Source organism: Dyella sp. AtDHG13, assembly GCF_003201105.1.
Classification (GTDB): Bacteria; Pseudomonadota; Gammaproteobacteria; order Xanthomonadales; family Rhodanobacteraceae; genus Dyella; species Dyella jiangningensis_B.
This window is the reverse complement of the sequence record NZ_QICJ01000001.1, coordinates 588,520-611,802: the sequence shown is the minus strand read 5'-3', so window position 1 is coordinate 611,802 and position 23,283 is coordinate 588,520. Positions and strand designations below refer to the sequence as shown.

Genomic DNA, 23,283 nt, shown 5'->3' with positions numbered 1-23,283 from the left:
TCGGAGCATGCGCATGGAACCATCGATCGCTTCGTCCGCCCGGCGTGATGCCGCCGAGATGTTCGGATCCTTCCACCTGGGCGACACCGAACTGGTACTTCCGGTGGCGGCCGTGCAGGAGGTGGTGAACTACCCTTCGGTGGTCACGCAGGTGCCGCTGGCGCCGACCTACCTGCTCGGCCTGTTCAATCTTCGCGGCCGGCTGATTCCCATCATCCATCTAGGTCAACTGTTGGGCCTGCCCGAGCGGGGCACGCGCGCCGGCGCCAAGATCGCTATCGTGGAATGTCGCCAGGGGCGCCTGGGGCTGCTGTTCGATACCACCGGCGAGATCCTGCGCGTGCCCGGCGAGCAGAGGGTGATGTTCGGCGAGGGCGAAGGCGCACCGTCGATGATCGGCGGCGCGCTCAAGCTGGACGGCGGCCAGCGCATCCTGCAGATCCTCAGCATGGATGCGCTGCAACGGCTGCCGGACATGCCGATGCCGCGCGGCGATGCGCCTGCTTCCGAACCCATGCGCCAGCGCGCGGCGCAGGGACAGCGTCGGCAGGGCGTGTCCTTCCGCGTGCTCGATGCGCGACTGGCGCTGCCGATGGGCGCCATCCACGAGATCATCCGCGTGCCAGAACTGCTCACCTCCGTGCTCGCCAGCGAGCTGTGCCTGGGCATGCTCAACCTGCGTGGCAACACCGTGCCGGTGGTCGACTTCGCGCGCTTCCTCGGACTGCCGGCCGCCGCGGCCAGCGCGGTGGCGCCGGGCGACTTCGACGATCCGCGACGCATTGTGGTGCTCCGCCAGAAGGACATGGACTTCGGCCTGCTGGTGGACGACGTCGAAAGCATCGTCGGCTACCGCGACGAGGAACTGCTCGCGGTGCCGTCCTTCCATGCGGAGCAGCCGCAGCTGTTCACCGGATGCATCAGCCGGCCTGATGCGCCCGACATCCTGCTGATCGACGAGGCGGCCTTGCTGAGCGATGCCACCGTGGCCGACATCACCCAAGGCCATCGTGCGCTGTACGCGCTGGAGTCGGCCTCGGAGCGCGACCAGGGCAAGCGCCGCGGCGCCGTGCGCGAAACCTATGTGACGTTCCGCCTGGACCAGCTGATGGGCATGCGCATCGACCAGTTGCGCGAAGTGATCGACTTCCCGGCCGAGATGATGCAGCCGCCAGGCGCGCCGGATTACGTGCGCGGCATCCTCAACCTTCGCCGCAAGCTGGTCACCATCATCGACATGCGCGCGCTCTACGGCATGAAGAGCTATGCGGACATGCAGGCGGCCAAGGTGCTGGTGGTGGAGAACGGCGAGGACAAGTTCGGCCTGGTCGTGGACGCCATCGAGAACATCGTGACCATCGACGCCGCGGACAAGCTTGGCGTACCCGGCGTGCTGCGCAACCAGATCGACCCGACGCTGCGCAATGACATGCGAGAAGTGGTCGAGCTGCCCGACCAGCGCACGTTGCTGCTGCTCGATGCGGCGCCACTGAAGGAGCGCCTGGGCGCCCGCGTGCATTGAGCAAGGCGATTCGGCGGCAGCCGTCACGCATATGGAGCAGGGGGCCATGGATGGCTTTTCTTCTTCGCGTGCCACAGGCGTGCGACAGGCAACCCAAACGACGCCTCAACGCATGAACTTGCGTTGCGTGGCTGCATCGTTTTTGCGAGCGGATTCACCCATCGTGCATCGTTGCGAATCACATCATGGCGCCGCCGTGGAGAAGTGCGCCGAGGGGCGCGCCCGAGCCCGCGGCGTTACCTGGAGAGTCCCATGAAGAAGACATTGTTCGCACTGATGCTAGGCGCCGTGATGGTTTCCACCAGCGTGTCGGCCGCACCTTTTCAGTACGACGACCATCACGATCAGCACGACCAGGATCACCACGATCATGGGCATGACCGCGACCACGACCATGACCGGGATCACGGGCCCGATCGCGATCACCACGACTATGTGATCGTGCACGATCGCGGCAACCACGAGGGCTGGTACCACCGCGGCGGACGCGTGCCGGAGGAGTACTACCACGACCGCCGCTACTACGTGGACTACCACGCCTATCACCTTGCGCCGCCGCCGCCGGATCACGTGTGGATCCGCAGCGATACCGGCGATTTCCTGCTGGTCGCCGTCGCCACGGGCGTGATCGCCGACCTGGTGATCAATCACTAAAAAGCCAATGGCCGTGCGCGCCGCGCGGCCGGTTCCGCATGAATTTGCGAAATGGCATCACGCCAGATGAACGCCGGTTGCGGCAGCGTGATGAAGCGTCACGCGTCTGGCGCATAGTGTTCACACGGGCGCTTGCGCGCTTGTAAGGACGTCACGCAGCCACGGCGATGCCGTGGTTGCGGCTGACGAGGCAGGGGGACACGTTCCGCCGCGCGGGATAGGTTTCCCATGGGGCAGGCGAATTCGTTAGGGAGGATCGAAGATGAAGTCATATGGTCTGATGGCAGTCTTGCTCGCGGGTCTTCTGGCCGGACCGGCCGTCTATGCGCAGCAGTCCGCGGCGCCCGCCGGATCGACCGGGCAGTGCAAGGACGGCAGCTACACCAACCACGCCACCAAGAAGGGCGCCTGCTCGGGCCATCAGGGCGTCAAGGAGTGGTACTCCGCGCCGAGCACCGCCGCGGCAGCGGCACCCGCTGCAGCAGCCCCGGCAGCTCCCGCTGCGGCACCTGCGGCCGCACCGGCCGCCGCTCCGGCACCGGCACCGGCCAGCAAGAGCGCGGCGAGCAGCAAGGGTCCGCAGCCGCCGGCCAATGCCGCGCCGGGTGGCGGTCCGGGCATGGTGTGGGTGAACGACAGCAGCAAGGTCTATCACTGCCAGGGCGACAAGTGGTACGGCAAGACCAAGGCGGGCTCGTACATGAGCGAAGCCGACGCCAAGGCCAAGGGCTATCACGCCGATCACGGCAAGGCCTGTACGCAGTAAGCCTGCGATGAAGCGTCGAGAAGGGCCCGCGTTTGCGGGCCCTTTTTTTGCGCGCGCCGCGTTCGTCCGACCACTGCAACGCCGCGCACCGTTTCCCAGGCCGCATGGAGCCTCGTCCAGAGTTGAGCCCCGTGCATCGCGCGACTATGCTCCGGCCCCATGACCCACCGCCTGTTCCACCGCCTGCGCCGCTGCCGCACCTTCATGGTGCTGGCGCTGTGCGCGTGGATGGCGCTGTCCAGCGTGGCGTGGTCGATGCCGCGGCATGACGAATGCTGCCCTCCCGCGGATGCGATGGGCATGATGGCCATGCAGCATGCCGTGCCGGATCACGGCGCGACGCATGGCTCGCCGCTCAGCGCGGACAGCTGCTGTGCCCATGCGCCGGCCAGCGTGCCTGCGTCGATGGTGCCGCATGTGTTGCACGTGCAAGCCGATGGCGCGCAGGTGCAGGCGCGCCGGGAAAACGCGCCGCAGCCTGCCTACGAACCGCCTTTGCGGCCTCCGGTCGCCTGACTCTCCGTTGATGGCAACAGGCCGGCACGCGCCGGCTGATTCGATGCGCCTGCGTCGCGGGCGCGCGTAGCGGAGTCAAGGCAATGAACAAGCAGGAACCACGCGGCTTTCAGCTGCCGCGTCGGCGTTTCGTACAGGGACTGGTGCTGGGCGGCGTGGCCGCGGGCTTGGGGTTGTGGCGCGGCAATGCGCTGGCGCAGTCGGCTGCGCCGCGCGCCGAACTGCGTGGGCAGCACTTCGATCTAGAGATTGGCGAGCTGCCCGTCGATTTCACCGGGCGTCGGCGTGTCGCGACGGTGGTGAACGGCCAGCTGCCGGCGCCGCTGCTGCGCTGGCGACAGGGCGACACGGTGACCTTGCGCGTGCGCAATCGCCTCGCCGTGGCCAGTTCCATCCATTGGCACGGCATTGTGCTGCCGGCGGACATGGATGGCGTGCCGGGCCTGAGTTTCGACGGCATTCCGGCCGGCGGCGAGTACACCTACCGCTTCACCGTGAACCAGTCGGGCACCTACTGGTACCACAGCCATTCGCGCTTCCAGGAACAGACCGGCCTGTACGGTCCCATCGTGATCGAGCCACGCGAGGGCGAGCGCCATCCGGCGGATCGCGACTATGTGGTGATGCTCAACGACTGGACCGATCTCGATCCGGAAACCATCTACGCCAACCTGAAGAAGCAGAGCGGCTACTACAACGTCGGCAAGCGCACCGTCGGCGATTTCATGCGCGATGCCGGCAGCGAAGGCGTTGCCAAGGCACTGGCCGATCGGCGCATGTGGAACCAGATGCGCATGGATCCCACCGACCTGGCGGATGTTTCCGCGCTGGCCTATACCTACCTGGTGAACGGCTGCACGCCCGCCGGCAACTGGACGGGCCTGTTCGATGCGGGCGAGAAGATCCGCCTGCGCTTCATCAACGGTTCGTCGATGACCTTCTTCGACGTGCGCATTCCCGGCCTCAGGATGACCGTGGTTGCGGCGGACGGCCAGGCCATCGAGCCGGTGACCGTGGACGAGTTCCGCATCGGCACGGCCGAAACCTATGACGTGATCGTGCAGCCGTCGGCGGATCGCGCGTGGACCATCTTCGCGCAAAGCATGGACCGCACCGGCTACGCACGCGCCACGCTGGCGCCACGCGCCGGCATGGTGGCGGATGTGCCGGTGCTGGATCGCCGCCCCATCCTCAGCATGGGCGACATGATGGGCACGATGGACCACGCCGCGATGGGCCACGACATGGCCGGCATGGACACGATGGCGATGCCGGGCATGGCCATGCCGATGGCGCATCACGACATGTCGGCGCCCTTGAGCACCGGTCCCGAGGTGGACATGCGCGTGCCCACGCCGCGCACCAACCTCGACGATCCCGGCGTGGGCCTGCGCGACAACGGCCGCCGCGTGCTCACCTACGCCCACCTGCATGCGGTCGATGCCCCCATTTCGCCGAACGTGGATCGTGAGCTCACTTTGCGGCTCACCGGCAACATGGAGCGCTACCTCTGGTCGTTCGACGGCAAGCGCTACTCGGGCGCCGAGCCGCTGCGCCTGCGCCACGGCGAACACGTGCGCATCGTGCTGGTGAACGAAACGATGATGACGCATCCCATCCACCTGCATGGCATGTGGAGCGAACTGGAAGCGCCGGACGGTTCCTTTCAGGCACGCAAGCACACCGTGATGGTGCAGCCGGCGCAGCAGCTGGCCTATCGCGTGAGCGCCGACGCGCTGGGCCGCTGGGCCTACCACTGCCATCTGCTCTATCACATGGAGGCGGGCATGTTCCGCGAGGTGGTGGTGGCATGAGCCGTTCGCTTTCGCTCTGGATATTCGCCTGCCTCGGCGTGCTTCCGCTCGCTGCGTTTGCGCAGAACATGGACATGCAGGACATGCCCGGCATGGCGATGCCATCCGCGCACGATCATCACAACGCCGTGCCCGCAAAGGACGATGCACAGCACGCCGGCATGGACCACGCCGGCCACGACATGAGCGGGCATTACATGGATAAGACGACGACACCGGCCCTGCCTCCCAATGACCACGTGCCGCCTTCGCCGCCGCAATCCATGCCACACGCCATGACGCCATCGCAGATGAACGCGATGATGCAGATGGACGACAACGCCCCGCTGGGCATGTTCGCGCTCGATCGCCTGGAACGCAGCCGCAGTACCTCCGGCGACTATGCGACTCGTTGGGAAGCGGAAGGCTGGTACGGCAACGCCATCGATCGCCTGTGGCTGAAGACCGAAGGCGAACGTGACAGCGGCGGCACGCAGGATGGTCGCGTGGAGGCGTTGTGGAGTCATGCCTTCGCGAGCTTTTGGGACTGGCAGCTCGGCGCGCGCCACGACTTCGGACAAGGCCCCGACCGCCAGTGGCTGGCGATGGGCGTGGAAGGGCTGGCGCCGTACTGGTTCGACACGCAGGCGACGCTCTATGCCGGCGAGGAAGGCCGCACCGCGCTGCGGCTGGAGACCAGCTACGACATGCGTTTCACGCAGCGCCTGATCCTGACGCCGCAGGTGGAGCTGAACTTCTACGGCAAGGACGATCCACGACGCGGCATTTCCTCCGGCCTGTCGAACGTGGAGGCGGGCATGCGCCTGCGCTACGAGTTCAGCCGCAAGTTTGCGCCTTACATCGGCGTGGACTGGACGCGCCGCTTTGGCGGTTTCAACGGCATGCCCGGCGTGCCGCAAGTGCACGCGCGCGAAACGGCGTGGGTGGCCGGCGTGCGAATCTGGCTCTGAAGGGGAATGCCATGAAGAAGACCATAGCTATCGTTTTGCTTGTACTCGTGCTGGCGGGCGCGGCCCTGGCTGCGTTTGTGCTGTCGGGAAGTTATGACATCGGCGCGGATCGCCCGCACTGGGCCTTGACCGAGCGTGTCATCGATGTGCTGCGCGAGCGCTCCATCGAGCGCCATGCGGATGGCACCACCGTGCCTGACCTGGACGACCCGCAGCGCATCCGCCGCGGCGCGGAGCACTATGCGGAGATGTGCACATCCTGCCATCTTGCGCCGGGGCTGCACGGCACGGAGCTGCGCGAGGGCCTTTATCCGCAGCCGCCGGATCTGTCGACGCATGGCGTGCATGATCCGGCCGAAGCGTTCTGGGTGATCAAGCACGGCGTGAAACTCACCGCCATGCCGGCCTGGGGACGCAGCCATGACGACGCGGCCATCTGGGACATGGTGGCCTTCGTGCGGCAGTTGCCGAAGATGGATCAGGCGACGTTCGAAGCGATGGCGGGCAGGGCAGCGGATGATGGTCACGGCGGGCATGCGCATCATCACGGCGAGGGTTCGGATGCCGATCATGACCATGCCGATGCTGACGCTGGCGCGCATGATCACGAGCACGAACACTGAGGGATGGTTCACTCTCCCTCGTGATTGAACGTTCCCTCACCGTGATTCCGGCTTTCGCCGGAATGACGGTGAGGGAGAATGCGGACAGCCCGTCGCCATCCGCACTAGTCGATCAATCAGTACGCCACCGTAATGCGCTGCCTGCGCGCATCGTTCTTCTCGACGCGATCCAGCAGGGCCGCGGCGTAGTCGGCCACGCTGATGTGGCTCTTGCCGTGCGCGTCCACCAGCAATTGGTCGCCGCCGACGCGGTACTTGCCGGTGCGCGGGCCATCTTCAAGTAGTGCGGCCGGGCTGATGTAGGTCCACTCCACGTCGCTCTTGTGCTGACGGAACACGTCCAGCGCCTTGGCCTGGCCCAGCGCCTCGGCCTTCCAGGCTTCCGGGAAGTTCGGATCGTCCACCACGCGCACGCCCGGCGCCGTTTCCAGCGAGCCGGCGCCGCCCACCCATACCAGGCGCTTCACGCCGGCCTTGGACAGGTTGTCGAGCACGGCGGCGGCCTGGGCCGGGATGGCATCGTTCGAGCCGTCGCGGCGCGCCGAGATGCTGACGATGACCACCTCCGCGCCGCGCACGGCGTCCGTCCACGTTTCCGGCTTGGCGATGTCGCCGGTGACCACCTTCACGCGCGGGTCCGGGCTCACCAGTCGCGACGGGTCGCGCACGATGGCGGTGATGTCGGCACCGCGTGCCAGGGCTTCGTCGAGGATGGCGTGGCCAACGTGGCCGGTCGCACCGAACAGGGCGATCTTCATGGGTATTGCTCTCCAGCAGGGGATGAGGGGAGTGCGGCGAACCATGACGCGTGGTCCGTGAAAGATCCGCCAGCACCGGGAACGGACGCCATCATGCGCCTGCGGCAGGGGCGGATAAACGCATCAAAAGGGAATTCACTGTAAAGTTTGGATTGACAGTGAGGAATGCCCATGGCCGACGTCAATCTCAACCGCCTGTCCGTGTTCGTGGCGCTGGTGCGCGCGGGCTCCTTCACCGCGGCCGCCGAAGTGCTGGGCATGACCAAGGCCATGGTGAGCCAGCACATTGCACGCCTGGAAAGCGAACTGGGCGTGAGCCTGCTCTCGCGCAGCACGCGCCGCATGACGTTGACCGAGGCGGGCACGACTTTCCATGCGGCGTGCGTGCGCATTCTCGCCGACGCGGAGGACGCCATCGAGCAGGTGGGACGCGGCCAGGAGAAACCCAGCGGCACCCTGCGCCTCACCGCCACCACCGATTACGGCCCGGCCGCCGTGGCGCCGGCCCTGGCGGAATTCCTGCGCACGCATCCGGACATGCAGGCGGATCTGGTGCTCACCGACCACATGAGCGACCTGATCGCCGAGCGCTTCGACATGGCCATCCGCATGGGCTGGCTGCGCGATTCCAACCTGCGTTCGGCACGGCTGAGCAGCTTCCGCCAGCTCATGGTGGCGTCGCCCACCTACCTTGCGCGACGCGGCGAACCGCGCCAGATCACCGACCTGGCCTCGCACGACTGGATAGCGCTGGCCTTGCTGGCGACGCCCTTGCGCTGGACGTTCACCGCGCCGGACGGCTCGCGCCGCACCGTGCGCATGCGGCCGGTGGCGCAGGCGAACAACGTCACCGCGACGCACGCGCTGGTGCGCCATGGCGCGGGCGTCAGCGTGCTGCCGGATTACCTCGTGACGGACGACATCCGCGAAGGGCGCCTCGTCGTGCTGATGGCGCAATACAGCCTGCCGGACTGCGGCATCTACGCGGTGTATCCGGGACGCCAGCCGCCGGCCAAGGTGCGCGCCTTCATCGACCATATGCGCGCCACGCTCGCGGCGGCGCGCTGATCATCCGGTAGCAGTCGCTTACTCAATCACACCGTGGCTTTCCGCGGTGCCCAGCAGTTCGGGCTGGGAGGGCGGCGTCTGCTTGCGCGTGAGCAGCGGATGGATGAAGACGGCAGCGAGGATCACCGCCACGCCCGCGTAGAACCAACCGTCCAGCTGGCGCTGCTCGCCCAGCAGCAGAATGGCCAGCACGATGGCGTAGACCGGTTCCAGGTTGGTCACCATCTGCGTGCCGAAGGCGCTCATATGGCGCAGCGCCACCAGCGCCAGCGCGAAAGGCAGCAGCGTGCAGCCGAACGACAGCACCAGCAGCAGGAGGGCGTCGTGCACGCTCGGCAGCATAAAAGCGGGGCCAGGCAGCAGCGGCGCCAGCAGGGTCAGGAACAGCGTGCCGGTGCCCAGTTCGATGCAGGTCACGGTCAGCGGGTCGCCGTGTTCCACCAGGCGCTTGTTGAACGCGCCGAACAAGGCGACCAGCAAGGCGGACGCCGTGCCCACGACGATGCCCATGCGCATGTCCATCGGCACGCCACCGACCACCATGGCCACGCCGGGCACCACCGCCACGCCGATCAAAAGCTCGCGCGGATCGAACCTGCGGCCGGCGATCCAGGGTTCCACCAGCGACAGGAACACCGGGCCAAGCGCGATGCAGGTGGCGCCGACCGAGGCATTGGCAAGCTTGATGGCCGCGTAGAAGGTCAGCCAATGCAGCGACACCAGCACGCCGATGCCCGCATAGCCCCAGCGCAGTCGCGCCGGCATGGCTTTCAGCCCGCGCCACACCTTCGGGCTCAGCAGCAGCGCGCCGGACACCAGCAGGGTACGCCACCACACCAGCTGCAGCGCGGGCAGGGTGATCAGCTTGCCCAGGATGGCGGTGAAACCCCATAGCAGGACGCAGAAATGGATCTGCCAGCGGGCCTTGGTTGCCGGTTGCATGCGTGGACGTCGGGAGGGAATGGCCCGACATTCTATCGTCCACGCGTTGCATCAGTGCGCGGCGGCCTTGGTTTTCGCGGGTGGCGGCGCGGGCCGTGCCTGCGATGAGCCGCGCATCTGCTCCAGCACGGTGGCGCAGGTATTGTCCGGCGCGCCCCGGCTCGCCGCGACCAGCGGCAGCAGCGCGGCGACTGGTGCGGCGAACACGCCCAGCGCCACCGCGCCGCCGCCGCGCAGGATCAGCGGCCCTGGCTGCACGCCGACGTCCGGGTTCTTGAGCGTGCCCTTCACGTAGAGCGGCGAGCGCAGCGAGAGGATGCGCAGGCCTTTCGATTGCGGGCGCACGTCCAGATCGACTTTCTCGTTGGCGAAATTGATGTTGCCGTTCACGCGGATGGTGGCGTCCTCCGTGTCGAACACGAACAGCCGGGTTTCGTAGAGCCCGTTCGTGGCCGACAGGTCGGACGCGGCGCAGTTGATCTTCACCGTCTTGTCGCCGAACAGCTTGGCGATCACCACGTTGGCCACGTTGAGCCCGGCCGTCTCCAGCAAGGTCTTGCTGATCGCGCCATCGTTCATCAGCAGCTTCAGCTCGCCGGTGGAGGTGCCCATCAGTTCGCTCACGGAGTTGCCGCGCGCGTCAAGCGCCGCGTCGCCGTTGATCTCGCCGAAGCTGGTGCGCATCGGCTCGAAGGTGGGAAACAGTTCCTTGAGCTTGAGGTGGCGCGCCTTCAGCCGGATGGTGCCCTTCATTGGCGTGGTGCTGCCGTCCAGGTGCAGGTTGCTGGCCACGGTGCCGCCGGCAAGATCGAAGTCGAGCGGTTCCAGCGTGAGCACGCCGTTGTCCATGATCACGTGCGTCGACAGCGCGTTGATGGGCAGCTGCGCTTCGCGCAGGATGCGCGCCGCCTTGAAGGTCACGTCGGCATCCATCGCGCGCCAGCGGTCGGTGCGAAACGGTTCGACCGGCAACACCTTGTCGGCAGGCTGCGGCGTGGCATCGCCGCGCTGCTGCTTCTGCGCGTTGGAGTCCGCGCCAATCAAGGGAGCGAGATCGGCGAAGCGCAGCAATTGCGAAGACACGTTGCCCGAAAGCTTGGGCCGCGCGCCGCCGGTATCGAAGGCCAGGTCACCGGAGAGATCGCTGCCGCCCACGCGGCCGCGAAAACGGTCGTACGAGAAATGGCTGGCGCCACGCTTCAGGCTGGCCCGCAGGTGGCCTTCGGTGGCGTAGGGCGGCGTGTCGGGCAGGGTCACGCCGATCAGCGGATAGAGCTTGGCCATGCTGGTGCCGGCGAACCACAGGCGAATGTCGAGCGCGGCCAGGTGCAAGGGATCGGTGAGCGTGCCGACCAGGGCGATATGGGTGTCGCCCACGTGCACGTCGGCCTGCAGCGGGAACGGCTGGTCGGACTGCTGCAGCGCCAGCACGCCGCCGGTCTTGCCATTGCCATCGACATTCGCACCCTGGTACTTGCCCACCGCCTGCCAGGCGAACTGGTACGCAGCATCGGTATGGCTGGGCTCGTTGCCATCCTTGTCCGCGTCCTTGGCGAGCGCGGTCTTTGCCGCCGCGCCCACGGTGCGTCGGGCCTGCTCGCGCGCGTCGGTGGATTGCTGGGCCACGATGTCGCCATAGGGAATGGCGTGCTGTAGCAGTTCCACCGTCACCTGCAGCTCGCTCTTGCTGATGGCGTCGCTGAGCGCGATGTGGCCGCGGTCGAAGCCGATGGCGTGCAGGTCGAGCTTCCATGCCGACGGCGTGCCGTTGTCGGGCAGGGTGAAATCCCAGTTGGCCTGGCCCTGCTTGTTGCGTTCCAGGTCGATGGTGGGCTGCGACAGGTAGAGCACCGGTATTTCCACGCGATGCGCGATCAGCGGCAGCGGCGAAATGCGGAAACGCAGCGCATCCAGCCGTGCGAACAACGGCTGGCTGGCCCAGTCGGGATTGCCGATGCGGATGTCCTGCGCGACGAACTCCGGCCACGGCACCCAGCTGTCCACGCCGCCGGCGCGCCGCTCGCGCTGCCAGTGCACGCTGAGGTCGCCGTTGATGGCGAATGGACGTCCAAGGGTTTCGCTGACGCGGGCGTTGATGGTGGGCTTGAGGCGATTCCAGTCGAACGTGGCGATGACGATCAACAGCACGACGATCAGCGCCAGGCAGACGCCGACCACCCACGACACGATTTTCCAGACCCGCGGCATGCCCCGCTCCCTCATGGAGACACAGGCATCCTGCCGGCCCGACCGGTGAAGAGTGTGTCTTCGTTCAGTGTAGGGCTCAGAGCCCGTTCACGATATACGCACCAGTTGCGCGCATAGGCCTTAGAGCCCGTTCAAGATCTCGCGCGAGCGCCCACCATCACCGTCATTCCGGCGCAGGCCGGAATCCAGCAGCGTCACGGCGTGGTTTTTGCCAAAGACTCATGCTTTGACGCCACGCGATAGCCGTTTATTTCTGCTACTGGATTCCGGCCTGCGCCGGAATGACGGTGAGGACATCGGGCGCTCGCCTGAGACGTCGAACAGGCTCTTATGGCAAGAACCAACGCTCAATGCGCGGGCTTCGCATCCCGCACCGGGATATTCACGCTGCACACGTCCACCTTGCCCGCGGGGATGCGGTAGAAATCGTCGAGGCGGTTGCGCTTGGCTTCCACCAGGGCGTTGAAGGTGGCGCTGTCGGTACGCAGCACTTCGACCTTCGGGCGCTCGCCGGCCGGCAGGTCGGACGCCAAGGTGACGGAACGGATCGTGATGCGTTGCTCGGGCTTCTCGTAGAAACCCAGTGGACCGGTGCCGCGCGGCAGGCCCGAGAGATATTCCATGCCCTGCAGCACGCGGCCCACCACGGCGATATTGCGGTCCAGCGCGCGCGGGGCCTGGCCGATCACGGCGTAGAGCTCGCTGCCGCTGCCGGTTTGCGGATCGATGTCGCGGCCCACGCCCACCATGCCGTAGCAATGCGTGAGCCATTGCTGCTGGCCGGCCTTGTCGCGCGCGGCGGGGAAGCCTTCGGAGAAGCCCACTTCCGGCGCATAGAAATCGCCGTCCTTCAACACAGTGAAGGGCAGTTTCGCGTCGTACGGGCGCGTGTATTCCGGCGGCAGGCGGTCCTTGGCCGAACCCAGCGGCTTGAGCTTGCTGGTATGGCTGTCATCCTCGTTGGCGGCATCGCCCCACTGGGTGACGAAATTGTCCTGCACGCGCTCGATGACCAGCCCGTCGTAGTAATGCTCATGCGCCATGGTGCGGATATTGGCCACATGCAGCGGCGCGTAGTCGGGCGCCAGTTCGATCAGCACGCGGCCCTGCGGCAACTGCATCACCAACAGGTTCTGCGGATCGGGCACGCGCCATTCCTGCGGCTGCGACCTGGCCAGCAGCTCCTTGGGCGAGGGCGTGTGTGCGGGTTTCGCTTCGTCGGCGGCCGCGGTGGCGGACAGCACGGCGATGAGCGCAACGGCAAGGCAATGGCGCAGCAGCATGGAACCTCCCCAGGTCGTAAAGCCTGCAAGGTAGCAGAGCGGGCGCATGGACGCCCCTGCCGAAGGGCGGGGCTGCGCACGTTCGGGCGCTCATTGCAAGCCGCGAAACCGCGGCGCGGGTTCTCTACAATGCCGCCTCTTTGCCGTGCTTGCCCGATTCCATGGACATCGTCGTCAACGAAGAACTCAAGGCTTACATCGATCCGCTCACTCCCGACGAATACGAGGCGCTGGAGCGCAGCCTGCTTGCCGAAGGCTGCCGCGATTCGCTGGTGCTGTGGGGCAATGTGCTGGTGGACGGCCATAACCGTTACGGCATCTGCCAGAAACACAACCTGCCGTTCAACACGGTGCAGAACACGCGCTTCCAGTCCATGGAAGACGTGCACCTGTGGATGATCGAGCAGCACCTGGGGCGCCGCAGCGTCTCCGACTTCCAGCGCGGCGTGCTGGCTCTGCGCAAGCGCGAGATCCTGGCGGAACGCCGCGCGCGGGCGAAGCCTGTGCCGGAGGAAACCACGCCGGCTCCGGCAGCGGAAACGGCGGCCGATGTTCCTGCGCCGGAAGCGGTCGATGCGCCTGCCGTGGCGCCGCCCAAGGCCGAGCCCTTGCCGAGCCGGCAGGCGCTTGCGCGCGAAGCCCGCCTGAGCAACAGCCAGGTGGTGATGATCGAGAAGATCCAGAAGCAGGCCGCGCCCGAAGTGGTGGCGGCGGTAAAGTCCGGCGTGCTGTCGATCAACGCGGCGGCGGCGGTGGCCACGCTGCCGGAGGAAGAGCAGCGTGCCGCGGCCATCGCCGGCGAGGACGAGCTCAAGCAGGCCGCCAAGCGTGTACGCGAGGCCAAGCGCAAGCCGAAGAAAGAGCCGGAGGCGGGCGAGGACGACCTGCCGACCTTGCGCCGCCGCGTGGCCGAACTCACCGCCGAAGTCGCGGAGCTGAAGGCCGACAACGAAGCGCTGCGTGAGCAGCTCGCGCGCTGGGAGCGCTCCACCGCCGCGTGAGGCGTTTGCGGACGCGATCCGCAATGAATACGTATGCAATGACTGGTTGCTGCATTGCGATGCTTTCTACGATGCGTCGCACTGCCGCCCAGGAGGCGGTTGCGCGAGGGGAGTGCGCGCGACCTGCCTGCAATCGTGAACGACAGTGCTGTTCGCTTGCCCGCCAGCCGCGGCACGGATTCGCCCCATGGCGTCGATGCTGTTCGACCTGATCGTCCACGAAACAGGATGGAGGCTGACCCATGAAGTGCCCGAAGATCCTCGCCGCGCTGCTCGGCTGCGCGGTGCTCGCCAGCGTGCCCGTATCGCCGGCGCATGCGGCCATCAACAGCATGAGCCTGGGCGCGAGCTACAACGCGCAGCAGACCAGCATCACCTTCCGCGTCTACTCGTCCACGGCCACGCGCATCGTGCTGTACCTGTATTCCGCGGGCTACGGCGTGCAGGAATCCGCGACCTATGCGCTCAGCCCCGCGGGCAGCGGCGTGTGGGCGGTGACGGTGCCGGTGTCGTCCATCCAGGGCGCGGGCATCACCGGGGCGGTGTACTACGGCTATCGTGCGTGGGGACCCAACTGGCCCTACAGCAGCAGCTGGGGCAAGGGCTCGCAGGCCGGTTTCGTCTCCGACGTGGACGCCAGCGGCAACCGCTTCAATCCCAACAAGCTGCTGCTCGATCCGTATGCGCAGGAAGTGAGCCAGGATCCGCAGAACCCGTCCAACCAGAACGGCAACGTGTTCGCTTCCGGCGCCAGCTACCGCACCACCGACAGCGGCATCTACGCGCCCAAGGGCGTGGTGCTGGCGCCGAGCACGCAGAGCACCGGCACCAAGCCTACGCGCGCGCAGAAGGACGATGTGATCTACGAGGTACACGTGCGCGGCTTCACCGAGCAGGACACCTCGATTCCCGCGCAGTATCGCGGCACCTATTACGGCGCGGGCCTGAAGGCCAGCTACCTCGCCAGCCTCGGCGTGACCGCGGTGGAATTCCTGCCGGTGCAGGAAACGCAGAACGACGCGAACGACGTGGTGCCCAACTCGGATGCCAACCAGAACTATTGGGGCTACATGACCGAGAACTACTTCTCGCCGGATCGCCGCTATGCGTACAACAAGGCGCCGGGCGGGCCGACGGCGGAATTCCAGGCCATGGTGCAGGCGTTCCACAACGCCGGCATCAAGGTCTACATGGACGTGGTCTACAACCACACGGCCGAAGGCGGCACCTGGACCAGCAATGATCCGACCACGGCCACCATCTACTCGTGGCGCGGCCTGGACAACGCCACGTACTACGAGCTGACCTCGGGCAACCAATACTTCTACGACAACACTGGCACCGGCGCGAACTTCAACACGTACAACACGGTGGCGCAGAACCTGATCGTGGACTCGCTGGCGTACTGGGCGAACACGATGGGCGTGGATGGCTTCCGCTTCGACCTGGCCTCCGTGCTGGGCAACAGCTGCCTCAACGGAGCCTACACGTCGTCCGCGCCGAACTGCCCCAATGGCGGCTACAACTTCGACGCGGCCGATTCCAACGTGGCGATCAACCGCATCCTGCGCGAATTCACCGTGCGGCCCGCGGCGGGCGGCAGCGGCCTGGATCTGTTCGCGGAGCCCTGGGCCATCGGCGGCAATTCGTATCAGCTTGGCGGTTTCCCGCAGGGGTGGTCGGAATGGAATGGCCTGTTCCGCGACAGCCTGCGCCAGGCGCAGAACGAGCTGGGCAACATGACCATCCACATCACCCAGGACGCCAACGACTTCTCCGGCTCGTCCAACCTGTTCCAGGCCAGCGGACGCTCGCCGTGGAATTCGGTGAACTTCATCGACGTGCACGACGGCATGACCCTGAAGGACGTCTATTCCTGCAACGGCGCGAACAACAACCAGGCATGGCCTTATGGCCCATCGGACGGCGGCACCAGCACCAACTACAGCTGGGACCAGGGCATGTCGGCCGGCACCGGCACGGCCGCCGACCAGCGCCGCGCCGCGCGCACCGGCATGGCCTTCGAGATGTTGTCGGCCGGCACGCCGCTGATGCAGGGCGGCGACGAATACCTGCGCACGCTCCAGTGCAACAACAATGCGTACAACCTCGACTCCAGCGCCAACTGGCTCAACTACAGCTGGACCACCGACCAGTCGAACTTCCACACCTTCGCGCAGCGCCTGATCGCCTTCCGCAAGGCGCATCCCGCGCTGCGTCCGTCCGGCTGGTACAGCGGCAGCCAGTTGGTGTGGTATCAGCCCAGCGGCGCGGTGGCGGACAGCAGTTACTGGAACAACACCAGCAACTACGCGATTGCCTACACCATCAACGGACCGTCGCTGGGTGACGGCAATTCCATGTACGTCGCCTACAACGGCTGGTCGGGCAGCGTGACCTTCACGCTGCCGGCGCCGCCCTCGGGCACGCAGTGGTATCGCGTCACCGACACCTGCAACTGGAACGATGGCGCCAATACCTTCGTGGCGCCGGGCAGCGAAGCCCTGATCGGCGGCGCCGGCACCACGTATGGGCAGTGCGGCCAATCCCTGCTGTTGCTGATCTCCAAGTAATCATCGCGAAAGGCCGGGCATTACCCGATCGGGTAATGCCGGGCAGCCCTTTTGAGATCCGCCCGGCTGACGTTGTTGTCACGATCGCGTGACCATACTCGGACGATCCGCCACGCATGGCGGTTCGTTTTCCTCCTGCAAGGATCCGGATTATGGCGAATACGAAAGTGGCCGATGTGGTGACCGAAACGCTGCACGTGGCCGGCGTGCGGCGCATCTACGGCGTGGTGGGCGACAGCCTCAACGGCATCACCGACTCGCTGCGGCGTCGCGGCGACATCGACTGGATCCACGTGCGGCACGAGGAAGCGGCCGCCTTCGCGGCTGGCGCGGAAGCGCACCTCACCGGCGAACTGGCCGTGTGCGCGGGCAGCTGCGGGCCCGGCAATCTGCACCTCATCAACGGACTGTTCGACTGCCACCGCTCGCGCGTGCCGGTGCTGGCCATCGCGGCGCACATCCCCAGCGCGGAGATCGGGCGCGGCTACTTCCAGGAAACGCATCCGGAGTCGCTGTTCCGCGAATGCAGCCACTACTGCGAACTGGTATCCAGCCCGGAGCAGTTGCCGGGTGTGCTGGAAAGCGCCATCCGCGCGGCGGTGGGGATGCGTGGCGTGGCGGTGGTGATCATTCCGGGCGATGTCGCGCTGCGCGAGTTGAATGCGAAACCCTCGGCGGGTGCGTCCCTGGCGATCCGTCAACCGGTGGTGCAGCCGGCCGAGGCGGACGTCGACGCGCTGGCGCAGCTGCTCAACGGCAGCGGCAAGGTCACCTTGCTGTGCGGCCGCGGATGCGCCGGCGCGCACGACAATCTGCTGAAGCTCGCGGAAACGCTGAAAGCGCCCATCGTGCATGCGTTCGGCGGCAAGGAATACGTGGAGTACGACAACCCATACGACGTCGGCATGACCGGCTTGATCGGCTTCAGCTCCGGCTATCACGCCATGCTGAACTGCGACACGTTGCTGATGCTGGGCACCGATTTCCCTTATCGCCAGTTCTATCCCACCGAGGCGAAGATCGCGCAGGTCGATGTGCGTGCGGAGAACCTGGGCCGCCGCGCGCGGCTCGATCTGGGCCTGGTGGGCGACGTGTCCGCCACCATCGAGGCGCTGTTGCCCAAGCTCAAATCCCGCACGGATCGGGCTTACCTGGACGCATGCCTCGCGCATTACCGCAAGGCACGCGAAGGGCTCGACGAACTGGCCACCGGCCAGCCGGGACGCAAGCCCATCCACCCGCAATACCTCGCCAAGCTCATCAGCGACGCGGCCGCGGACGATGCGGTGTTCACCTTCGACGTGGGCACGCCGTCGATCTGGGCGGCGCGCTATCTGCAAATGAACGGGCGCCGGCGCCTGATCGGTTCGCTGGTGCATGGCTCGATGGCCAACGCCATGCCGCAGGCCATCGGCGCGCAGGCGGCGTATCCGGGGCGGCAGGTGATCAGCCTGTCGGGTGATGGCGGCTTCACCATGCTGATGGGCGATTTCCTCACCCTGGTGCAGCACAAGCTGCCGGTGAAAGTAGTGGTGTTCAACAACCACACGCTGGGTTTCGTGGCGCTGGAGATGAAGGCGGGCGGTTACCTGGAAACAGGCACGTCGCTGGTGAATCCCGATTTCGCCGCGGTGGCGCGCGCGGCCGGCGTGCACGCGATACGCGTGGAAGATCCCGGCGATCTCGCCGCGGCGGTGAAGGACATCCTTGCGCACGATGGTCCCGCCTTGCTCGACGTGGTCACCAACACACAGGAGCTCGCCTTGCCGCCCAGCATCAAGCTGGAGCAGGCGAAGGGCTTTGGCCTTTGGGCCTTGCGCACGGTGATCAACGGGCGCGGCGATGAGTTGATCGAGCTGGCGAAAACCAATCTGTTCCGTTGATGCGTGGCGATGCAGGGTGAATTCGCGGGCCATGCCCGATGAACGACGGCCAACGCTGCCCATCGAATGCATGCCTGCGAAGGGAGGCGCAGGCTTATGCAGCGACGCTCAAAGAGCAGCGTTTGGGGCGCTCCGAGGTGAAGCCGACGTCAAGCGGGCCGCGGGTTGGCGCGCAATAACGGGCAACGTCCGTGAAAAGGCGGCCGCAGGCTGAATGCTTCCCTTCGCCGGGCGTCAGCGGAGCGGCTCCGCGGATCATCTGCCAGATTCGTGCATCGCGCGGGCGCGAAATGAAATAGAAAGGCTTCGGTGCAACGGTTGAAGACCCAGGTAGCGGACCCATGCGCGTGCGTTACTCCCGAGAACAACTGGCGGCGAAGTTCGCGGAGCTGGACACCGAGCTGCTCCGGCTCGCTGCCATCGATGCGCCCGAGGAAGAGCTCTGGGTGGCCTTCGAGCATCTCGTGCACGTGCCCACGTCATCGATCGAGCAAGCCGACCGCCGCTGGTGGTGGGAGCAGGTGTACGGCGCCATGGAGCGCCATGGACTCACCGCATTGAGCCGGCTGGTGTCGGAGCCGCGCTGACTGCCGTCTCCGTGGCTCGCATTTCCACGCGCATGTCCTTGCGCTTATCGCGCCCCGGTCGTTCCCGGGGCGCTTTCGCGTGCCGCAGTGGTGCCCGCACGGATCGTTGTCCGGTAGTGCAGCATCGGATGCACGGCGATGTCCTCAGCCGGCGGGCTGAACCACGGTGGCCGCAGGGGCGGCGCTGGCCACGGCGGCCGGGCTGGCGACCGGCGCGCTGATCATGGCGCCCAGGGTCAGCACGCAAACCAGCAGGCAGGCGGCGAACAGGCTGTGCAGCATCAGGTTCTCGAATTTCATGATCGTTCTCCTTGAACAGGGTTGAGTGGCTTTCACTGGATAGATGGCAAGCCCCGTGCCAACCTCGATAACCCTTGGAAAACCGCGCCACCAAGCCCTTTTTACGGCCTCCTCAAAGGCTGTGGCATGTGTCCGCGGACGGTGTCCGGACAGGCGTGGCGGACTGCGGACAGCGCCAACACGGCGGAAATCGCGCCGGCTGCGTTGGCGCAGGCGTGTGCTACGGTGCCGAACCTTCGGTTCGTGCCGGTCGCAACACGGTCGCGTGGCCGACTCGCTTTGGCCGTATCAAGGAACACACTGGTGACGCACACGCTTTCCCCGCCGATTCCTCGCGAACGGTTCGACATGCCACCGGAGGTGCTGTGGCTGTCGCATTGCAAGGATGGTCCGCTGCCGCGCATCTCGGCGGATGTCGTGCGCGACTTGCTGGAAACGGAGTTGCGGCCGTGGGATCTGCGCTGGAGCGAGGATTTCCTCGACGTGCAGCGTGGCCTGCGCGAGGCTGGCGCCGCGTTGCTGGGCGCCCGCGCCGAGGACATGAGCCTGGTGACCTGCACGTCCACGGGGCTCGAAGCGGTGGCGCTGGGTTATCCCTGGCAGCACGGCGATGAGGTGGTGATTCCCCTCGGCGAATTTCCCAGCAACCGGCTTCCGTGGCTGGCGCTTGCGCGTCGCGGCGTGACCTGCACCGAAGTGCCACTGTGGGACGGGCAGGCGGCGACGCCGGTGCGCGCGCCGCATGCAGGCATCGATGCGGAGCAGCGCCTGCTGGACGCCATCGGTCCGCGCACGCGCATCGTGGCGGTTTCGTGGGTGCGCTATCAGGACGGCATCCGGCTTGATCTGGCGAAGCTGGCGTGCGGATGCCGCGAGCGCGGCGTGCATCTGGTCGTTGACGGCATCCAGGGCGCGGGCACCGTGGCGGCCTCGCTCGACGGCGTCAGCGCGTTCGCCACCGGCGGCCACAAGGGCCTGCTCGGCCTGCAGGGGCAGGGGCTGCTGTGGACGGACAGCGCGTTCCGCCAGCAGTTGACCCCGCTCGGCACGTGGCTGTCCGCACCGGACGATTTCTCGCAGAGCGGCACGCAGAAGCCTAACCTTGAAACCTGGGCGCAGGATGGACGGCGCCTGGAGGCGGGCAGCCCGTCGATCCTTTCGTGCGCCGCGCTGGCCGCATCCATACGCCTGCTGCTGGACTGCGGCGGAGCAGCGACCATCCATGCCCACATCGCCAGGCTGCAGCGTTTGCTGCTTTCCGCGCTGGAAGCGGACGCGCGCTGGGCGGCGGAGGCAGCGCGATGGAAAGGGCTGATCGACGCGGACAAGGCCGGCTCGACGCTGTGTTTCGCCTTGCCTTCCCGCATGTCGGAGCGTTTGGTGCAGATGGCCGAAGCGCAGGGCATCCGCACCAGCACGCGCGAAGGCTACCTTCGCGTCGCCTTTCACGGCTGGCACGATGCGGGCGATGTCGAACGTTGCGCGGCCTGGCTGCTGTCGCCGGACGGCGCCTGAGCCCCGCGCGGCGACGGCTTTATTCCAGCGTGAAGCCGACCTTCAGCGTCACCTGCCAGTAGGCCACCTTGCCGCCTTCGACGTGGCCACGGGTTTCGATGACATGAAACCAGCGGATGTTGCGCACCGTCTTGGACGCATGCTCGATGGCGGTGCGAATGGCATCGTCGCTGCTGGTCTTGGATGAGCCGGTGAGTTCGATGGACTTGTAGACGTGCTCGGACATGCGCAGGGTCTCCGCTATGGCCGCGCCGGATCGCGGGCCTCGCGGCAGTGCATACCCACGCTCGCCAAGGCCTTGTGAAGGCCGGCGGCTAACCGGCGGGGCCGCTAGTGGCGTCCGGTTCGATCGGCATGGGTCCCAGGAACATCCGCCGCAGTTTCTTCTCGCCGATCACCCGCGCCAGTTCCGCGAACACGCAATAGTTGAAGATGAGCACCAGCAGCATGAGCTGGATGGCCCAGAAGTGCGCCCAGTTGGTTTCCGTCAGCAACTGGTGGTTGGCGGCGCCAAGGTCGTGCGTGTCCTGCCAGTACTCGTGCAGTCGTTCCAGGTAGTGGATGAACGTGGCGACCACCATGTACATCAGTGTTTTCCACGCCGCGTTCCAGATCAGCGGCTTCTCGGGAAAGCGGTTGATGAAGGGCAGCATGTTGGCGATCAGCACCGCCTTGCCCAGGATCAGCGCGGAAATCACGATGGTGGCGAAGGTGGGCAGCGAAAGCCCGATGCCCTTGGTCATCAGCGCGCGGATCAGCACGACGATGTTGATCGCGACGAAGAAGAAGATGGTCGGCGGGATCATCTCCATGAATTCGTGCTTGATCTTTGCAGTAAGCCCGCTCATGCGCTTCTCCGGATGCGTGACTGATGCCAACGGCAGGGAGTTCCGGACAACTTTCGCTCGACACCACGCGCACCCCGCAAGCGTGGGTAGACGGCGTGTTCTGGGTAACTGTGCTCACCGTATTTCAGCGGTTTGGACGTCCGGGCGGCTAGCGAACATCTACGGTCGCTCTTTAGGTAATTCGGTCTAAGTACGTTGTCTCTGCGTCACGAGTCGGCAGGTTCTTGTAGGCGCCGCCTTCACGCCCGCTGGAGGCTTACTTGGGGACGCGGTTCGACGGGAAGCCGGGGTTTCCCGTGCGCTCGGCAAGGGGAGGGGCGGGGATGGAAAACACAGGCAGCAACCCGGGACCCACCATCCTGGTGGTGGACGACGCGGCCGACAATCGCCTGATACTTTCGGAGCTGTTGAAGCCGCTCTATCGCGTGCTGGAAGCGCCGGGCGGCGAGTCGGCGCTACGCATCGCCACGCAGGAGCAGCCCAGCCTGATCCTGCTCGACGTGGTCATGCCGGGCACCACCGGTTTCGATGTCTGCCAGCGGTTGAAGACGAGCAGCCGGACGCGCGACATTCCGGTGATCTTCCTCACCTCGCTCAACGCCACCGAAGACGAGACGCGCGGCCTGGTGCTTGGCGCGGTCGACTACATCACCAAGCCCGTGAACCCGCCGGTGGTGATGGCGCGCGTCGCCACGCAACTGCGACTGCGCGCGGCCTCGGAGTTCCTGCGCGACAAGAACGCCTACCTGCACGCCGAGGTGGAACGGCGCACGCGTGAAGTGACAGCGATCCAGGAGGCGACCATCCTCGCGCTCACGTCGCTGGCCGAGACGCGAGACAACGAAACCGGAAACCATATCCGCCGCACGCAGCACTATGTGAAGGCGCTGGCCGACGCACTGAAGGACCATCCGCGCTTCGCGGCCGTGCTCGACGAACCCACGCGCCTGCTGATGTTCCAGTCCGCGCCCTTGCACGACATCGGCAAGATCGGCATCCCCGACCGCATCCTGCTCAAGCCCGGTCCGCTGACGGCGGAGGAATACGAGGTGATGAAGACGCACACCACGCTGGGACGCGGCGCGCTGCAGCGGGCAGAGGATCGGCTGGGCACGCCGGTGCCGTTCCTGTGCTTTGCCAAGGAAATGGCGTACAGCCACCAGGAACGATGGGATGGCTCGGGCTATCCGGAAGGACGCAAGGGCGACGCCATACCGGTTTCCGCGCGGCTCATGGCGGTTGCCGACGTGTACGACGCCTTGATCAGCCGGCGTGTCTACAAGAAGGGCAAGACGCATGACGAGGCCGTGGCGATGATCGTCGCCAGGCGCGGCATGGATTTCGATCCGGACGTGGTGGATGCGTTCGTGTCACTGGGCGACACCTTCCGCGAGATCGCCCAGCGCTTCTCCGACGACGACGCGATGGCGGGCGATGGGCGGGCACATCACCTCGCCACCTGACGATGACGT

At 66.3% G+C, this 23,283-nt stretch carries 21 protein-coding genes; 14 read left to right on the top strand and 7 right to left on the bottom strand.

Annotated features, from left to right (window positions below; genetic code table 11):
• The first annotated feature begins 13 nt into the window (after positions 1–13).
• The 7 genes from BDW41_RS02645 to BDW41_RS02615 all read left to right on the top strand — a co-directional run bounded on the left by BDW41_RS02645 (position 14) and on the right by BDW41_RS02615 (position 6,845).
• Positions 14–1,522, top strand: coding sequence for a chemotaxis protein CheW (locus BDW41_RS02645; protein ID WP_074547318.1), 1,509 nt, complete (start codon positions 14–16; stop codon positions 1,520–1,522).
• 252 nt (positions 1,523–1,774) lie between these two features.
• Positions 1,775–2,176: an RcnB family protein gene (locus BDW41_RS02640; protein WP_074547027.1), complete on the top strand. Its 402-nt coding sequence runs from the start codon at positions 1,775–1,777 to the stop codon at positions 2,174–2,176.
• Between the two features lie 262 nt (positions 2,177–2,438).
• Entirely contained in the window at positions 2,439–2,942 is a 504-nt protein-coding gene (locus BDW41_RS02635) for a DUF3761 domain-containing protein (RefSeq protein ID WP_074547028.1), read from the top strand.
• 159 nt (positions 2,943–3,101) lie between these two features.
• Positions 3,102–3,458, top strand: coding sequence for a hypothetical protein (locus BDW41_RS02630; RefSeq protein ID WP_074547029.1), 357 nt, complete (start codon positions 3,102–3,104; stop codon positions 3,456–3,458).
• Positions 3,459–3,541: 83 nt separating this feature from the next.
• Positions 3,542–5,272 carry a copper resistance system multicopper oxidase gene (locus tag BDW41_RS02625; protein WP_074547030.1) on the top strand — a complete coding sequence of 577 codons (1,731 nt, stop codon included), beginning with the start codon at positions 3,542–3,544 and terminating at the stop codon, positions 5,270–5,272.
• Positions 5,269–6,222: a copper resistance protein B gene (locus BDW41_RS02620; protein WP_074547031.1), complete on the top strand. Its 954-nt coding sequence runs from the start codon at positions 5,269–5,271 to the stop codon at positions 6,220–6,222. The genes BDW41_RS02625 and BDW41_RS02620 overlap by 4 nt, the downstream gene beginning before the upstream one ends.
• An 11-nt stretch (positions 6,223–6,233) precedes the next feature.
• A complete protein-coding gene (locus BDW41_RS02615; protein ID WP_074547032.1) occupies positions 6,234–6,845 on the top strand; it encodes a cytochrome c in 612 nt (203 codons plus the stop codon).
• 116 nt (positions 6,846–6,961) lie between these two features.
• Here BDW41_RS02615 and BDW41_RS02610 read toward each other — a convergent pair whose 3' ends face one another.
• Complete coding sequence (locus BDW41_RS02610; RefSeq protein ID WP_074547033.1) at positions 6,962–7,603, bottom strand: NAD(P)H-binding protein; 642 nt, start codon at positions 7,601–7,603, stop codon at positions 6,962–6,964.
• A 171-nt stretch (positions 7,604–7,774) separates the two neighbouring features.
• Between BDW41_RS02610 and BDW41_RS02605 the strand changes: the two genes are divergently transcribed.
• Positions 7,775–8,671 (top strand): LysR family transcriptional regulator, encoded by an 897-nt coding sequence (locus BDW41_RS02605; protein WP_074547034.1) that lies wholly within the window; start codon positions 7,775–7,777, stop codon positions 8,669–8,671.
• Between the two features lie 18 nt (positions 8,672–8,689).
• On the opposite strand, the gene BDW41_RS02600 is transcribed toward BDW41_RS02605, so the two are convergent.
• From BDW41_RS02600 to BDW41_RS02590, 3 genes are all read right to left on the bottom strand, one after another.
• Positions 8,690–9,613, bottom strand: coding sequence for a DMT family transporter (locus BDW41_RS02600; RefSeq protein WP_074547035.1), 924 nt, complete (start codon positions 9,611–9,613; stop codon positions 8,690–8,692).
• Positions 9,614–9,664: 51 nt separating this feature from the next.
• Entirely contained in the window at positions 9,665–11,821 is a 2,157-nt protein-coding gene (locus BDW41_RS02595) for an AsmA family protein (RefSeq protein WP_074547036.1), read from the bottom strand.
• 347 nt (positions 11,822–12,168) lie between these two features.
• Entirely contained in the window at positions 12,169–13,104 is a 936-nt protein-coding gene (locus tag BDW41_RS02590; protein ID WP_074547037.1) for a peptidylprolyl isomerase, read from the bottom strand.
• A gap of 161 nt (positions 13,105–13,265) precedes the next feature.
• On the opposite strand from BDW41_RS02590, the gene BDW41_RS02585 reads away from it, so the two are divergent.
• The 4 genes from BDW41_RS02585 to BDW41_RS02570 all read left to right on the top strand — a co-directional run bounded on the left by BDW41_RS02585 (position 13,266) and on the right by BDW41_RS02570 (position 19,148).
• Positions 13,266–14,105 carry a plasmid replication/partition related protein gene (locus tag BDW41_RS02585; RefSeq protein WP_074547038.1) on the top strand — a complete coding sequence of 280 codons (840 nt, stop codon included), beginning with the start codon at positions 13,266–13,268 and terminating at the stop codon, positions 14,103–14,105.
• A 242-nt stretch (positions 14,106–14,347) separates the two neighbouring features.
• On the top strand, positions 14,348–16,678 hold the full coding sequence (locus BDW41_RS02580) for an isoamylase (RefSeq protein ID WP_074547039.1): 2,331 nt from the start codon (positions 14,348–14,350) through the stop codon (positions 16,676–16,678).
• 152 nt (positions 16,679–16,830) lie between these two features.
• Positions 16,831–18,561, top strand: coding sequence for a ubiquinone-dependent pyruvate dehydrogenase (gene poxB / locus BDW41_RS02575; RefSeq protein ID WP_074547040.1), 1,731 nt, complete (start codon positions 16,831–16,833; stop codon positions 18,559–18,561).
• A 347-nt stretch (positions 18,562–18,908) separates the two neighbouring features.
• Positions 18,909–19,148 carry a hypothetical protein gene (locus BDW41_RS02570; RefSeq protein ID WP_074547319.1) on the top strand — a complete coding sequence of 80 codons (240 nt, stop codon included), beginning with the start codon at positions 18,909–18,911 and terminating at the stop codon, positions 19,146–19,148.
• Positions 19,149–19,292: 144 nt separating this feature from the next.
• Here BDW41_RS02570 and BDW41_RS23490 read toward each other — a convergent pair whose 3' ends face one another.
• Positions 19,293–19,448 (bottom strand): hypothetical protein, encoded by a 156-nt coding sequence (locus BDW41_RS23490; protein ID WP_199535251.1) that lies wholly within the window; start codon positions 19,446–19,448, stop codon positions 19,293–19,295.
• A gap of 303 nt (positions 19,449–19,751) precedes the next feature.
• On the opposite strand from BDW41_RS23490, the gene BDW41_RS02565 reads away from it, so the two are divergent.
• Positions 19,752–20,963 (top strand): aminotransferase class V-fold PLP-dependent enzyme, encoded by a 1,212-nt coding sequence (locus BDW41_RS02565; protein WP_074547041.1) that lies wholly within the window; start codon positions 19,752–19,754, stop codon positions 20,961–20,963.
• A gap of 19 nt (positions 20,964–20,982) precedes the next feature.
• Here the strand turns inward: BDW41_RS02565 and BDW41_RS02560 are convergent, their stop codons facing one another.
• Both BDW41_RS02560 and BDW41_RS02555 read right to left on the bottom strand, forming a co-directional pair.
• The gene (locus BDW41_RS02560; RefSeq protein ID WP_074547042.1) at positions 20,983–21,189 is read right to left on the bottom strand and encodes a dodecin; all 207 of its coding nucleotides are present in this window, start codon (positions 21,187–21,189) and stop codon (positions 20,983–20,985) included.
• An 88-nt stretch (positions 21,190–21,277) separates the two neighbouring features.
• Positions 21,278–21,811, bottom strand: a complete 534-nt coding sequence (locus BDW41_RS02555; RefSeq protein WP_074547043.1) for a hypothetical protein — start codon at positions 21,809–21,811, stop codon at positions 21,278–21,280.
• A 323-nt stretch (positions 21,812–22,134) separates the two neighbouring features.
• Here BDW41_RS02555 and BDW41_RS02550 point away from each other — a divergent pair, with 323 nt between their 5' ends.
• Complete coding sequence (locus BDW41_RS02550; protein WP_074547044.1) at positions 22,135–23,274, top strand: two-component system response regulator; 1,140 nt, start codon at positions 22,135–22,137, stop codon at positions 23,272–23,274.
• Positions 23,275–23,283 lie beyond the last annotated feature (9 nt).